Annotated in this window: 12 protein-coding genes and 1 pseudogene; 2 read left to right on the top strand and 11 right to left on the bottom strand. The window is 64.2% G+C overall.

Annotated elements, in window-relative coordinates; genetic code table 11:
• Window positions 1-167: 167 nt before the first annotated feature.
• The gene (locus tag IE266_RS18295) at window positions 168-1,700 is read left to right on the top strand and encodes an AMP-binding protein (RefSeq protein ID WP_229864263.1); all 1,533 of its coding nucleotides are present in this window, start codon (window positions 168-170) and stop codon (window positions 1,698-1,700) included.
• Here the strand turns inward: IE266_RS18295 and IE266_RS18290 are convergent.
• The 4 genes from IE266_RS18290 to IE266_RS18275 form a co-directional block, all read right to left on the bottom strand.
• A complete protein-coding gene (locus tag IE266_RS18290) occupies window positions 1,648-2,610 on the bottom strand; it encodes an alpha/beta hydrolase (RefSeq protein ID WP_189681565.1) in 963 nt (320 codons plus the stop codon). The two genes, IE266_RS18295 and IE266_RS18290, sit on opposite strands and share 53 nt — an antisense overlap.
• 27 nt (window positions 2,611-2,637) lie before the next feature.
• On the bottom strand, window positions 2,638-3,234 hold the full coding sequence (locus IE266_RS18285; protein WP_189681564.1) for a TetR/AcrR family transcriptional regulator: 597 nt from the start codon (window positions 3,232-3,234) through the stop codon (window positions 2,638-2,640).
• Window positions 3,235-3,335: 101 nt separating this feature from the next.
• Complete coding sequence (locus IE266_RS18280) at window positions 3,336-4,307, bottom strand: NAD(P)H-dependent flavin oxidoreductase (protein WP_189681563.1); 972 nt, start codon at window positions 4,305-4,307, stop codon at window positions 3,336-3,338.
• A 30-nt stretch (window positions 4,308-4,337) separates the two neighbouring features.
• Window positions 4,338-5,243, bottom strand: coding sequence for an SDR family NAD(P)-dependent oxidoreductase (locus IE266_RS18275; RefSeq protein ID WP_229864260.1), 906 nt, complete (start codon window positions 5,241-5,243; stop codon window positions 4,338-4,340).
• Window positions 5,244-5,370: 127 nt separating this feature from the next.
• Between IE266_RS18275 and IE266_RS18270 the strand changes: the two genes are divergently transcribed.
• Complete coding sequence (locus IE266_RS18270; RefSeq protein ID WP_189681562.1) at window positions 5,371-6,120, top strand: enoyl-CoA hydratase/isomerase family protein; 750 nt, start codon at window positions 5,371-5,373, stop codon at window positions 6,118-6,120.
• Between the two features lie 6 nt (window positions 6,121-6,126).
• Here IE266_RS18270 and IE266_RS18265 read toward each other — a convergent pair whose 3' ends face one another.
• The 7 genes and pseudogenes from IE266_RS18265 to IE266_RS18235 all read right to left on the bottom strand — a co-directional run.
• Window positions 6,127-6,696: a DUF2889 domain-containing protein gene (locus tag IE266_RS18265; RefSeq protein WP_189681561.1), complete on the bottom strand. Its 570-nt coding sequence runs from the start codon at window positions 6,694-6,696 to the stop codon at window positions 6,127-6,129.
• A gap of 38 nt (window positions 6,697-6,734) precedes the next feature.
• Complete coding sequence (locus IE266_RS18260; RefSeq protein ID WP_189681560.1) at window positions 6,735-8,291, bottom strand: AMP-binding protein; 1,557 nt, start codon at window positions 8,289-8,291, stop codon at window positions 6,735-6,737.
• A gap of 29 nt (window positions 8,292-8,320) precedes the next feature.
• Window positions 8,321-9,427, bottom strand: a complete 1,107-nt coding sequence (locus IE266_RS18255; protein WP_189681559.1) for an Rv3169 family protein — start codon at window positions 9,425-9,427, stop codon at window positions 8,321-8,323.
• A gap of 19 nt (window positions 9,428-9,446) precedes the next feature.
• Window positions 9,447-9,863 (bottom strand): hypothetical protein, encoded by a 417-nt coding sequence (locus tag IE266_RS18250; RefSeq protein ID WP_189681558.1) that lies wholly within the window; start codon window positions 9,861-9,863, stop codon window positions 9,447-9,449.
• A complete protein-coding gene (locus IE266_RS18245; protein ID WP_189681557.1) occupies window positions 9,860-10,921 on the bottom strand; it encodes a phosphotransferase family protein in 1,062 nt (353 codons plus the stop codon). The genes IE266_RS18250 and IE266_RS18245 overlap by 4 nt, the downstream gene beginning before the upstream one ends.
• The gene (locus IE266_RS18240) at window positions 10,911-12,032 is read right to left on the bottom strand and encodes a 3,4-dihydroxy-2-butanone-4-phosphate synthase (protein WP_189681556.1); all 1,122 of its coding nucleotides are present in this window, start codon (window positions 12,030-12,032) and stop codon (window positions 10,911-10,913) included. Before IE266_RS18240 ends, IE266_RS18245 begins: the two co-directional genes overlap by 11 nt.
• Before the next feature lie 130 nt (window positions 12,033-12,162).
• Window positions 12,163-12,848 (bottom strand): annotated as a pseudogene (locus IE266_RS18235) (acetyl-CoA C-acyltransferase); the annotation flags it as partial.

Below are 12,848 nucleotides of genomic sequence, written 5' to 3'. Positions count from 1 at the left end.
CGTCACCAACCCAACCCGGGGAGCCCGGCCCTTGTGGGATGTCCCCGGCACATGGGACGGCCCCTCCCTGGGACCGGACCTAGTCTTCCGGCGGGTCAATCCAGACAGAAAGCCAGGACCGACTCCAGGGTGCCCCTGAAGCGACGGACACAAAGAAGGAGAAGGACATGCTCAAGGACGTCGTGATCATCGGTGACGAAATGATGTCCCGCCAGACCCTGTTCGAAAAGGGCCTGCGGGCGACCAGCGCCTTTCTTTCCATCGGCATAGGGCCCGAGGATCCTGTCGCGCTGCTGATGCGCAATACCATTGCCTTTTTCGAAGCCAGCAGGGGTATCGGCGGGACAGGCGGTTACGCAGTTCCCCTGAACTGGCACAACAAGACGGACGAGATCGACTACATCATGAAGGATGCTAGACCAAAGGCTCTGGTCGGACACTCCGACATCCTTCTCGGCGTCCGTGACGCCATTCCGCCCGGGATCCCCGTGTTCCTCGTCCCGGTCGACGGCCAGCCGGCCACCAACTGTGCCGCGACCCGAGAGGCCCTGCAGGTCTTCGACGGCTCGAAGGTGTGGGAAGATTGGATCTCGGGCTTTGAACCCTATGCCGGCGAACCCCGCGTTCCTCCGGCGGCCATCCTCTACACGTCGGGAACCACGGGCCATCCCAAGGCCGTGCGCAAACCCACAATGACGCCCGCGCAGATGGCCAAGTTCCGCAAGTTTATCTTCGACGCCTACGGAATCGGCCCGGGTGCCCGCGTTCTGGTGCTCGGACCGCTTTACCATGCCAGCCCGGATGCGGCCGGCCGCTTCGCGGTCAACGAGGCCGACCTCGCCGTTCTGCAGCCCAAGTTCGATGCCGAGGGCATGCTGAAACTGATCGAAGAGCACCGCATCACCCATATCTCCACCGTGCCGACCGTCTTTGTCCGGCTGCTGAAACTGCCGCCTGAGGTCCGCGCCCGCTATGACGTATCCTCGCTGCGGCAGGTCTCCCATACCGGCGGGCCCTGCCCGGTGGAGGTGAAACGCCAGATGATCGACTGGTTCGGCCCGGTGATTCACGAAATCTACGGCGGCACCGAACAGGGCATCACATTCTCATGCGATTCCGCGACCTGGCTGACCTATCCCGGCACGGTCGGGCTCCCGCTCGAAGGGACTCGCTACGCCATCATCGGGGAAAATGGCGAAAGGCTCGGCCCCAATGAAGTGGGCGAGATCTACGCCCGCAACGATGCCTTCGGCGACTTCACCTATGTCGGCCGCCCCGACGCCCGCGCCGAGTGCGAGATAGATACCATGATCACACTCGGCGACATGGGCTACGTGAACGAGGATGGCGCCCTCTATCTGTGCGACCGCAAGAAGGACATGGTTATCTCCGGAGGCGTCAATATCTATCCGGCCGAGACGGAAATGGCCCTGCTGAGCCATCCCGACGTCCAGGACTGCGCCGTATTCGGAATTCCGGATGACGAGATGGGTGAATCCCTGATGGCGGCGGTGCAGCTCAAACCCAGCGCGCGGACCGATGCCGAGTCCATCCGAAGCTGGCTGAAGCAACGGCTGACCGGCTACAAGGTGCCCCGCGCAGTGACGTTCCACGACACCCTGCCGCGCGAGGACAGCGGCAAGATCTTCAAGCGCAAGCTGCGTTCCCCCTATTGGGAAGGCCGCGAACGCGCAATCTGAAGGCATCAGGGACAGGTTGGGCCGTCAACGGACGGTTCAGCCGATCCTGTCGCGCAGCCAAGCGCCGATCTGCGCCAGCGATTCCCGGGCTTCCGACAACTCTGGAAAGACCTGGAAGTGGTGGATCATGTCGTCCCAGACCACTGCCTCCACCAAAGTCCCGGCAGCGCCGGCGCGCCTGCAAAAGCTCCGTATCGCCCAGAACCGTCTCGTTGTTGCCGACATGGATCAGGATCGGCGGCAGCCCCGCCAGATCGCCATTGACCGGCGAGACATAGGGATCACTCGGATCGCCCTCCCGCCCGATATAGGCCCGCACCATCATCCCCACCTTGGCCTTCTGCGTCAGCGGATCGACCGCGGCTCGGGTCTCGTAGCTTTCGCCGCGCAGTTCCATGTCGACCCAGGGCGACAGGAACACCGCCGCCGCCGGCAGCGGAAACCCCTCCTCACGGGCCTTCAGCAGGGTCGCCAGCGCCAGTCCCGCCCCGGCGGAATCGCCCGCAATGGCCAGTCGGGCAGGGTCCACTCCCTGATCCAGCACCCAACGATACACCGACACCGCATCGTCAAGAGCGGCCGGATACCGGTGTTCCGGTGCCAGGCGATAGTCGAAGCCCAGAACGCGCGTGCCGCTGGCGGCTGCAAGATCCGCCATCAGCGCGCCGTGCGAGACAAGCGACCCCATCTGATAGCCGCCGCCGTGGCAGTAAAGGATCACGCCATCTCCGGCACCGAACCAGCCCGCCGGAACGCCGTCCGCGGCGAGTGAACGCATGTCCGGGCGCCGGCCGTGCGAGACAAGCTCGGCAAACCCGGCGCGCATCTCGTCAAGGGTGGTGCCGCGCCCCCACTGGCCGAATATCGCGGCGATCCGCGCACGAACGCGATCGATCGGGGCGTCGGTCATATCCAGAAACTCCGGGGAAGGGCGTGCTCAGGCTTTCGCGGGAAAGCCCGACATGAACACATCGATGACCCGATCCGCATAGTCCTGCGGGGTCACCGGTCCGTTGGGGTCATACCAGGCATAGGTGTAGTTCAGCGACCCAAGCAGCGACATGGCATAGGTGGTCGCATATTTCGGCGTCATCCGGTGCGCCGAATCCACCCGCGTCATCGCATCGCGCACGATCGAGATGATCTTGCGCTGCGCCGCCCCGACCGACGCGCGCGTCCCGTCGTCCAGCTGGTTCCAGTCGTTCAGAAGAACGATCTGCTCGGCATTGTTGACGGCGTTCAGCTCCATGATCTTGCGCGCGATGGCACGCAGATGCGCTTCCGGCTCCAGCCGCTCTTCGCCGATGTCGTGCAGCGACACCAGCATGGCCTCCACATGTTCGGTGATGATCCGGGTCAGGATCTCTTCCTTGGACGTGAAGTAATGGTACAACGCCCCGCGCGACGACTGGCACGCCTGCGCAAGGTCCACGATGGTCGTGGAAGAAAAACCCTTCTCGGCGAACAGCTTTGCCGCCGACCGCAGGATATTCTGGCGGATTTCAGGGTAATCTTTGCTTTGAGTTCTGGCCATCTATACGTCGAACGTTCGGATTATGAAATTCGGGTTTCGTCTATCAGCAGAACATATTCCCCGCAACCGAGCAAAGGAAATCCGGCGCGATCCACGCACGCTCATTCCACCACAGGGCAGCGGCGCATCAGATCGCAGGCATCGCGCACGATCCGCCCCACCAGCGCGTCACATGTCGGAAGATCATGGATCAGCCCCATCACCTGTCCGGCCCAGATGATCCCGCCATCGGCATCCCCGTCAACCAGCGCCTGCCTGCCCCGCGTGCCGGCCACCAGCTCCGCGACATCCGCAAAGGTGGCATCCGGATGCGCCAATCGCTCGACGACTTCATCGGAAACCGAAGTCTTCATCACCCGCGCCGTGTTGCGCAAACGGCGGAAGATTAGATTGGTGTCCCGCTCGTCCTTATCGACGTACAGCCGCTTGATATCCGGATGGGCCGGCGCCTCCTGCGTCGCACAGAACCGGGTCCCCATGTTGATCCCCTCGGCCCCCAGCATCAAGGCGGCGGCAAGGCCGCGCCCGTCCCCGAAACCACCCGAGGCGATCATCGGAATGCGGATCCGGTCCGCCGTCGCGGGGATCAGAACCAGCCCGCCCACATCATCCTCTCCCGGATGCCCGGCGCATTCGAAACCGTCGATCGAGATCACGTCGACCCCCATCTTCTCGGCCGAAACCGCATGCCGAACCGAAGCGCACTTGTGAATCACCTTGATCCCTGCACCCTTCAGCAGCGGCAGATGGTCGGTCGGCGCGCGCCCGGCCGTTTCGACCGCCACCACGCCGCCCTCGATGATCGCATCCCGGTATTCGTCATAGGGAATTGGATTGATCGTCGGCAGCAGCGTCAGATTCACCCCGAACGGCCGGTCGGTCATATCCCGGCATCGCGCGATCTCGCGGGACAGCCCCTCGGGGGAACCCGCGGTAAGCGCCGTGAGCATCCCAAGCGCCCCAGCATTGGACACGGCCGAGGCCAGTTCCGCCCGGCCATAGAAGGTCAGACCGCCCATGACGACAGGATGTTCGATACCCAAAAGCTCGGTTATCCGCGTCTTCAATCGCATGACCATTCCTCGATCTGAAGCGAAACCAAGTCAGACGGGATCCCAGGTGAACACATGCTCCGAGCGTTCCAGCGGGTAGAATTGAGCGGCCATCGACGGCAGCGCATGATCCAGCACCGTCTCGGGTGTCCATCCCTCGCCACGCTGAACCGACCGCAGCGGACGCGGCTGGCTCATCAGCATGATTTCGTTGTTGCGCACGCAGAAGATTTGCCCCGATGGCGCCCGCTCGTCGCCCGACAGCAGCGAAATCGCCAGCGGCGCGATCTTCTCCGGCACCATCTGCTTGAACTTCTCCACCCGCGCGATCTGTTCCGGCGTGTCTGTGGGCAGGGAACTGGTCATCCGGCTCCAGGCAAAGGGGGCGATGCAGTTCGATTTCACGCCAAAGCGCTCCATGTCCAGCGCGATGGACTTGGACAGCGCAACGATCCCCATCTTCGCGGCCATGTAATTGGCCTGGCCAAAATTCCCGATCAGCGCCGAGGTCGAGGTCATGTGGACAAAGGCGCCCGAACCCTGATCCTTGAAATGCATCGCAGCCGCGCGGCTGATGTTGAAGCTTCCGTACAGATGGACCTTCAAGACCGAGTCGAAGTTCTCGTGGCTCATCTTGTGGAAGAAGCCGTCGCGCAGGATGCCCGCATTGTTGATCACCCCGTCGATACGACCGAAACGGTCGATCGCCGTGCCCACGATGGCCTGCGCCTCGCCGGGGTCCGATACGCTCTGCGTCGCGGCAACCGCCTGTCCACCGGCGGCTATGATTTCCTGCACGACCTTCTCGGCGGCGCCAAGATCATCCGCCTCACCGCTCAGCGACACACCGATATCGTTGGCGACAACCGCCGCGCCGGCGCGCGCGCATTCCAATGCCAGCGCCCGACCGATGCCGCCCCCGGCACCTGTTACGATGATGACTTTGTCTTTCAGCACTGGAAGCCTCCCACAATTTCCTTTAAATAAAACCGGACAGCCGGTATTTGCAAGTCAGCATCCACGCCCAGTGCAGCAAATCAGCATAGCCGGGGCGGGCCAAACTGACGACAAAGGACGCATCTCGATGGAACAGCTGACCGCCACGGCGCACGACAGTCTCCTCCACCTGGAACTGAATGTGCCCGGCAAGAAGAACGCGCTGACCGACATCCTGCGGCGCGAACTGCGCGAGGCAATCGTCGCGGCGCAGACAGATCCTTCTGTCCGCGCGATTGTCCTCTCCGGGGCAGGGGGCAGCTTCTGCTCGGGCGGTGACATCTCGGCCATGACATCGGACCCCGAGGTGGCGCGGGCGCGCATGACGATCCTGCACGATGTCGTCCGGATGCTTCTCGCCGGCACCCGGCCCGTCGTCGCTGCCGTGGCCGGCCCCGCCTATGGCGCGGGCATGTCGCTGGCGCTCTGCTGCGATCAGGTCATCGTCGACCCCAGCGCGCGTTTCTCTGCCTCCTTCGGGCGTGTCGGCCTGCCGCCCGACCTCGCGCTTGGCTTCACTCTGCCGCGTCGCGTCGGCGAAGGCCGCGCGCGGCGGATGTTGCTCTCCAGCAGCGTCACCGGTGCCGAGGAGGCGGTGCGCATCGGACTTGCCGACGAGATCAGCGCCGAGGGTCAGCTGATCGAGACCGCCATGACCCGGGCGCGCGAACTGGCCGCCTTCACGCAAGAGGCGAAGGGCCATGTCAAGGCGATGCTGACCGAGAACGCCGGCTCGCTCGACGCCGTTCTATTGCGCGAAATGGCGTCCTACCTCACCCTGCTGCAGTCCGCCGAACATCAGGCGGCCCGGGACGCCTTCCTGAAAAAGTCGGGCTGACCGCCGTCACTCCTCGCGGGGAGTGCTGAACTGGGGAAAATGGGCGGCGACCACCGGACCGTCCAGCGCCATCGCATGACACCCGCCCAGATAGGCCGGCCGCGTGGTCAGCGTCTCGGTGCGCAGGCTGTCCGGCTCGGTCCGGTTCTCCCACTCCGACGACAGGGTCTGAAATGCCACGGTCCGTACGCTCAGCAGCATTTCCCGCAGATGCGTGCAGCCGCTTGTCGCACCCAGCACCTCGGCCACGCGCTGCCGCCAGCCCTTCATCAGGTTCGCCCCAAGTAGATCCGGCAGGTTGTCCCCGCCGCCCTGACAGAACAGATAAGGCGTGTCGTCCAGCGCGCAGACGATGTCCTGCACCACGAAATCCCCGTCGAACGTGACCCTAACCGAGATATTGTGGATGAACGCGCCGGGCTCCATCGCACCCCTTGTATGGTCGAAATAGACATAGGGCTTGCTGTCCTGAACCATCGCGTCGATATCCCACAGCCCGTCCTTGCGGCGATAGGCCTGAAACCGGTAGGTCCGCAGGTGGCTTTCCTCACGTTCGACCGGGGTCGGTAAAGTCATCGAGATCTCCCGTAGTCTTTCTCGAAACAGCGCCGCCGTCAGCCGACGGGACGTGGCGCATTCTTCCAGTGAGGCGCCCGCAGCTCTGCCTTCAGCGTCTTGCCAGCCCCCGAAATCGGCAGCGCATCCATCACCTCCATACTGCGCGGACACTTGTAGTTGGCCAGCAACGAGGCGCAATGCGTCCTGAGATCGGTCAGCGTCACGCTCTGTCCGGCCTTGCAGACGACCACAGCATGAACCGCCTCTCCCCACTCGGCCGAGGGAATGGCGATCACCGCGCAGTCCTTCACCGCCGGATGCTTGAAGATCGCATTCTCGACCTCCTTCGAATAGACATTCTCGCCGCCGCTGACGATCATGTCCTTCACCCGGTCTGTCAGATAGATGAAACCATCGTCGTCCATGTAACCGCCGTCGCCGCTGCACAGCCAACCGTCACAAAAAGCCGCCTCGGTCAGTTCCGGCTGGTTCCAGTATCCCAGCATCACCTGCGGCCCGCGCAACGCGATCTCGCCGTGTTCGCCGCGTGGCAGCTCCAGGCCGCCGCCAGGCGCGGTGATCTTCACGTCCAGCCCATAGGCCGCGCACCCGGTCGCAAGCCGTCTCGCGGTCCAGTCGGGCCCGTCGAAGTGGTAGCGCCACGGCAAGGACAGCGCCAGCGCGGCGCATTCGGTCATCCCGTATCCCTGAATGAACGTGCAGTCCGGCAATCGCTCCAGCGCCCTGGCCAGAACGCTTTCCGACATCGGCGACGCGCCATACTCAATATAACGCAGGCTCGACAGATCGAACTCCGCCTCGCGCGGATGGTTGAGGATCATGTTGATCATCGTCGGTACGAACAGGCAGTAGTTCACCCGATGCTTCTGGATGATCTCCATGCCCAGTTCGGCATCGAACTTCGGCAGGCAGACATGCGTCCCACCGGCCAGCGTCAGCGCAAACATCGGAATGGAACCGGCCAGATGGAAAAAGCCGGCGGAATGCATGAAGACGGTTTCGTCGCTGAAGTGCAGCGAGGCGATCCAGTTGATCGACGCCACGACCAGATTGGTGTGCGACAGCATCACACCCTTGGATTTCCCCGTGGTGCCCCCGGTATAGCATATACTGCACAGATCGTCGCCGATGCCCGACCGCTCGTCCATCGGCTCCGCCCCCGCGACCAGCGCCTCGTACGACAATGCGCCCTCGGGCGGCGTGTCATCATCAATGTAGACGACCGACTGCACCTGCGTCGCTGCAAGTATCTCCGATAGGGACCCGCGGAACGCGGCATCGACCAGCAACACCCGCGCCCCGGAATCTGTCAGTGCATAGACGATTTCCGTCAGCGACCATCGCGTATTCAGCGGGACGGACACGCCACCGGCCCAGGCGATGCCATAGAAGGCTTCCACGTAGCGGTCGCTGTTCAACGCCAGGATCGCCACGTGATCCGTCGGCGCGACGCCCAGCCCGTCCAGCGCCCCGGCCAGGCATCGGACCCGCGCTCCCACCTCTGACCAGGTTCTTGTCCGGCCGGCAAAGATCGTTGCCGGATACCGCCCGCGGGTCTGGACCGCCCGTGTCAGACTGGAAGTAAGACGCATGTTCCCCTCCGGGTTTCGGCCCCATTACATCACAACGGTTCGTGCCGTTGGGCGATCTGGTATTTCGGATAGCCCTTGGCGACCCCGTATTCACTCATGCCGTAACCGGTCTGCCCGCCACATTCGACGCGGGTGAAGTGGTCGCCCAGCTGACGCGCCTGACGCCGGGTTTCGGGGTCGGACAGATCCCAGACGTAGTGGTCGCTGTGCAGTTTTCCGCGGTTGTCGCCGTGGTTCCATCCCTGGTGACCGCCGTAGCCACCACCCTTCAGGAAGAACCGGCCCCGCTGCGGCGCCAGCGTCAGTTCGCGCGTCCCGCCGTCCTCGTAGTGCAACACCAGACTACCGCCCGACCAGGTCTGGCCCAGCGGATCATCCGCCCATTCGATCTCGTGATCGACGGCGATGATCTCGCGCTCCTCTCCATCGCTGCCGATCTCCAGGCCCGACAGAAAGAACGGCTTGCCGGGCTTTCGCTCTTTCAGGAACAGCGAGATTGCGAAGTCATCAAACTGGTAGGTCAGCCAGAACCAGAAGAAGTCCTTGTAGGTCGGCAGCGTGCCGTTCGTGACCATGTCGGTCTGCATGACCGAGCGGATACCCCAGGAATGGTCGCGCTGCGCATACCAGGTGTCCGGGCTGACCTCGATCCGGCGGCCCTTAAGTTCGATCCAGCCCTCCATGCGGCCGAACTGCGTCATCCGGATCAGGTCCTCTTCCACCCTGTTCCGCTTGCGTCGAAAACTCTGGTGCTCTTCCAGCCCCTTGAAGCTCGCCCGCCAGTCGATCTCGAAACTCAGACCCAGATCGTTCTCTGCCAGGGTCAGCCTGTGGTGCTTCAGCCCTTCCACGATCTCGAACCGCAGCGCCCCCGCCGCGGTTTCCAGCGGCGCCGAGCCCAGCTGGCGCGAGACACGATAGTTGTGCTGGACATTGTCCACTGTGATGCCCGCGAACATGTCCATGATGTTCTTGTTCGGATACCAGCCAAGCCCGAGGTCCAGCAGCACGTCGCCAGTGTCGATCGGAGCGCCCGAATACCAGAACCGTTCGGTCCAGCGATCATCGCTCGACACGACATGGTTGAAGGTGGTCGGCAGCTGATGCCCGATATTGTCGTCTTGCGGTGAAAGCATGAGAAGTCCTTCTGTCCGGTCAGGTCATGGCGGAATAATTGGCGGCGGCGATGCGCGACCGCTCCGCCGCGAGATAGGCCCGCAGGCTCTTGTGGATGATCGCTTCGGTTTCCGCCGGCAAAGCGGCGTCTCCGCCGGACGCAAAGACCGCTGCGATCACCCGCGCAAAGGCGGTCTCGTTTCCCGCAAGCGCCTCGGCCGGCTCGCCGTCGCCGGTCTCGGGCGTCTCTCCCAGCTCGCTCAACCCCTGCGACAACGCCGCGTTCTGTTCGGCCTGCAGCGCAGGCGACCAGTCGGAGAGCGCGGACAGCTTGTCGAGAACGTCGAGCGCCCCAAGAAGCTGGCTGCGCGCGTGTTCGTGCTGAACATGCGGTAGCACCTCGGCCTTCATCGAGCTGCGGATCGCGTCGAAATAAAGGGTCAGCGCCAGGGTCATGCCGCAATCTCGATCATCTTCAGCATTCCCATCAGCGTGGTCGCCTTCTGCAGCACCATCACCGCAAGGCGGATGTCGTGCAGATCGCCATTGCGCAGCCGCTGCTCGGTGCCCACCAGCATCGACGCCATCTTGAACTGTCCCAGTACCTGGAAATACCTCACCCGGTGCTGATCCACCTGCCGGCCCGACGCGGCCGTGTACCGCTCCTGGAAGGCCTGAAGGTCCAGCAACCCGGACAGGGTCGTCCGGGTGCCGCCGAAGGTGCGCATCGCGGCCCAGGCCAGATCCTCGTGCGGATCGCCAAGATGCGTCAGCTCCCAGTCCAGCAAGCCCGAAATCCGGCCGTCATCGACCAGGAAGTTGCCCACGCGATAGTCGCCATGCAGCAGTACAACCTCGTCGGATTTCGGCGCATGGGCGTGCAGCCATCCGGCCGCATAGCGCATGGCATTGTCTTCCAAACCACCGGACGGGCCCGCCGCATGCATGCTCCAGCGGTCGATTTCTCTATGCGTGCAGGTCTCGACCGTCGCCCCGGGGGTCAGCGCCTCGATCGGCGTTCCGCGCCAGGCACACCCGTGAATCGCGGCGAGATGCGTGGCAAAATCCTCGGTCACCTGTTTGGCATGCGGATAGGGCACCTCGGTTTCCGCCCCCGGCCATCGCGGCAGCAGGGTCTCGCCGCGCAGGCGCGTGACAATCAGGAACGGCGCACCAAAGGTCGCCGGGTCGTCGCTGTGCCACAGGACCCGCGGCACCGGGACAGCGGTTTCCGCATTCAGCGTCGTGAAGGTCAGATACTCGGGCAAAGTCGAGTAGGGGGCCAGCAATCCGTTTGGATCTCCGATGCGCAGGATCGCTTCGCGCACCCCGCCCGAGGACGGATGCATCACGAAAAGCACCGTCACCCAGGACAGGCCCGCCGTGAAGCGCTTCAGCGCCGATACGGCGACAGGTTCGCGCATCTGATCCGTCAGATACGCCGCCAGCCTGTCGGCCAGCCCATCGGTGCGCCACACGGGCAACCGAGCGTGTGTGGCGGACTCATCCCGCATCGGACACCGGTCTTGTCCCGACACAGGAAATGCCGAAGCCGGCCAGGTTGCCGTATTGCCCTTCGCTCTCCGACAGAAGCTCGATCTGCCGCACGCCCAGATCGGCAAGGATCTGCGCCGGAATGCCGAAATCTATCAACTCGGTAAAGCCATAGCCGGTCGAGGCCTGCCGCTCACGCGCGACGAACCGCTCGGTGAGGGTCGTGTCATAGGATTCCCGGATCAGGATGATCACCCCGCACCCCAGCGCATCGACCGCCCGCAAGTACCGCCCGACATGATCGGAAGAGCCGAAGTTGCGCCAGCGGAGGATGTCGTCGGTGATGTTCAGCGAATGCACCCGCACCGGCACGGCACCCGTGGCAGCGGACAAATTCCCCTTGATCAGCGCAATATGCTCCGCCCCCGACAACCGGTTGCGGTAAAGCTGGACCGCGAAAATACCGCCTTCCTCAGTATCGGCCGAAGTGGCATGGGTGCGCTCCACCATCTTCTCGGTCCGGCGCCGGGCCAGGATCAGATCCTTGATGTCCAGAACGGCGCAGTCCAGGGACTCGGCCAAAGCCTGAAAATGGCCGATGTCGGCCAGTTCGCCCTCGTCATCCAGCACGTCGGAGAAGACCGCAAAAGGCCCGCAGCCGGACAGCCGCGCAAGGTCCAGCGCGGCCTCGGGCAACGTCGGCTTCAAAAGCGTCCCGCCATCCGCCACCACGTAGGGAAAGACGTGACCCGGGGTGTGCAGCGCACGCGGACCGCTCGCAGGGTCGATTGCCGCCGCAATGGTGCGCGCACGGTCCTCTGCGGAAATGCCGGTACTCACCCCCCGCACCGCCTCGATGGACACCGTGAATCCTGTCTGCCCGGATGCCATGTTGCGCCGAGGCTGCATCCGCAGCTCCAACCGGGCGGCCTGTTCGCCGGTCATGGCAAGACAGACAAGGCCCCGCGCGTGTTTCGCCAGAAGGTTGACGCCGGGTGCATCGCAGTGCGTGGCGGCAACGACCATTACGGCCGCGCGCCGAGCGCCGCTTTCCCCGTGAATGAACACGCCGCGCCCGGCGGCAAGCGCTTCGACGGCTGTCTTGAATGAGGATTGAACGTTCGTTTCCATCTTGCTCGGCTCCTTGCCCGCCGGGCGGAGCACAGTTCCGTGTCAGCCCTGTTGCACCACGGGTGCGGCCATCTTACCCCGGTATGCTGCCCCCCCTGTCCCCGACACCGGGGACAGCCTGCGCACCGGGTCAGACCCGTTCGATGATGATGGCCGGGGCCATGCCGCCGGCGGCGCACATGGTGACCAGCCCGCGGTGCAGGTCGCGGCGTTCGAGCTCGTCGAGCAGGGTGCCGATCAGCATGGCGCCGGTGGCCCCGATCGGGTGGCCGAGGGCGATGGCGCCGCCGTTGACGTTCACCCTGTCGCGGTCGAGGTCGAGGTCGCGGATGAATTTCTCGGCCACCACGGCAAAGGCCTCGTTGACCTCGATCAGGTCGATGTCGGCAAGGGTCATCCCGGCCTTGTCGAGCACCTTGCGGGCGGCGGGGACGGGGCCGTTCAGCATCAGCTCGGGGCTGTCGCCGACATTGGCCATGGCGACGATGCGGGCGCGGGGTGTCCAGCCGTTGGCCTCGATGGCCTGGTGCGAGGCGATGAGCAGGGCGGCGGCGCCGTCGACCACGCCCGAAGATGTCCCGGCGTGGTGGATGTAGTCGATGTCGAGGCCCGGATAGACGCGGCGGATCAGGTCGAGCTGGGTGGTGCCCTCGTCGTCGACGGGCGATTGCGCCACCGCCTCGAAGACCGGCTTGAGGGCGGCGAGGCTGTCCAGCGTGGTCTGCGGGCGGGGGTATTCCTCGTGGTCGAGCAGGACGTTGCCCTCGGCGTCGCGGACGGTGATTGTCGAGCGCGCGAAATGGCCGGCCTTGATGG

The organism is Seohaeicola zhoushanensis, assembly GCF_014656415.1.
GTDB classification, from domain to species: Bacteria; Pseudomonadota; Alphaproteobacteria; order Rhodobacterales; family Rhodobacteraceae; genus Seohaeicola_A; species Seohaeicola_A zhoushanensis.
Note: the sequence above shows the minus strand (reverse complement) of the source record. Positions and strands in the feature narration are given on the sequence as shown.

Excerpts from the sequence above, each read along its gene's own strand:
- IE266_RS18285 (WP_189681564.1), bottom strand. The coding sequence starts at position 3,234 with ATGGCCAGAACTCAAAGCAAAGATTACCCTGAAATCCGCCAGAATATC.
- IE266_RS18250 (WP_189681558.1), bottom strand. The coding sequence starts at position 9,863 with ATGACCCTGGCGCTGACCCTTTATTTCGACGCGATCCGCAGCTCGATG.
- IE266_RS18295 (WP_229864263.1), top strand. The coding sequence starts at position 168 with ATGCTCAAGGACGTCGTGATCATCGGTGACGAAATGATGTCCCGCCAG.
- IE266_RS18260 (WP_189681560.1), bottom strand. The coding sequence starts at position 8,291 with ATGCGTCTTACTTCCAGTCTGACACGGGCGGTCCAGACCCGCGGGCGG.
- IE266_RS18290 (WP_189681565.1), bottom strand. The coding sequence starts at position 2,610 with ATGACCGACGCCCCGATCGATCGCGTTCGTGCGCGGATCGCCGCGATA.
- IE266_RS18255 (WP_189681559.1), bottom strand. The coding sequence starts at position 9,427 with ATGCTTTCACCGCAAGACGACAATATCGGGCATCAGCTGCCGACCACC.
- IE266_RS18240 (WP_189681556.1), bottom strand. The coding sequence starts at position 12,032 with ATGGAAACGAACGTTCAATCCTCATTCAAGACAGCCGTCGAAGCGCTT.
- IE266_RS18280 (WP_189681563.1), bottom strand. The coding sequence starts at position 4,307 with ATGCGATTGAAGACGCGGATAACCGAGCTTTTGGGTATCGAACATCCT.
- IE266_RS18270 (WP_189681562.1), top strand. The coding sequence starts at position 5,371 with ATGGAACAGCTGACCGCCACGGCGCACGACAGTCTCCTCCACCTGGAA.
- IE266_RS18245 (WP_189681557.1), bottom strand. The coding sequence starts at position 10,921 with ATGCGGGATGAGTCCGCCACACACGCTCGGTTGCCCGTGTGGCGCACC.
- IE266_RS18265 (WP_189681561.1), bottom strand. The coding sequence starts at position 6,696 with ATGACTTTACCGACCCCGGTCGAACGTGAGGAAAGCCACCTGCGGACC.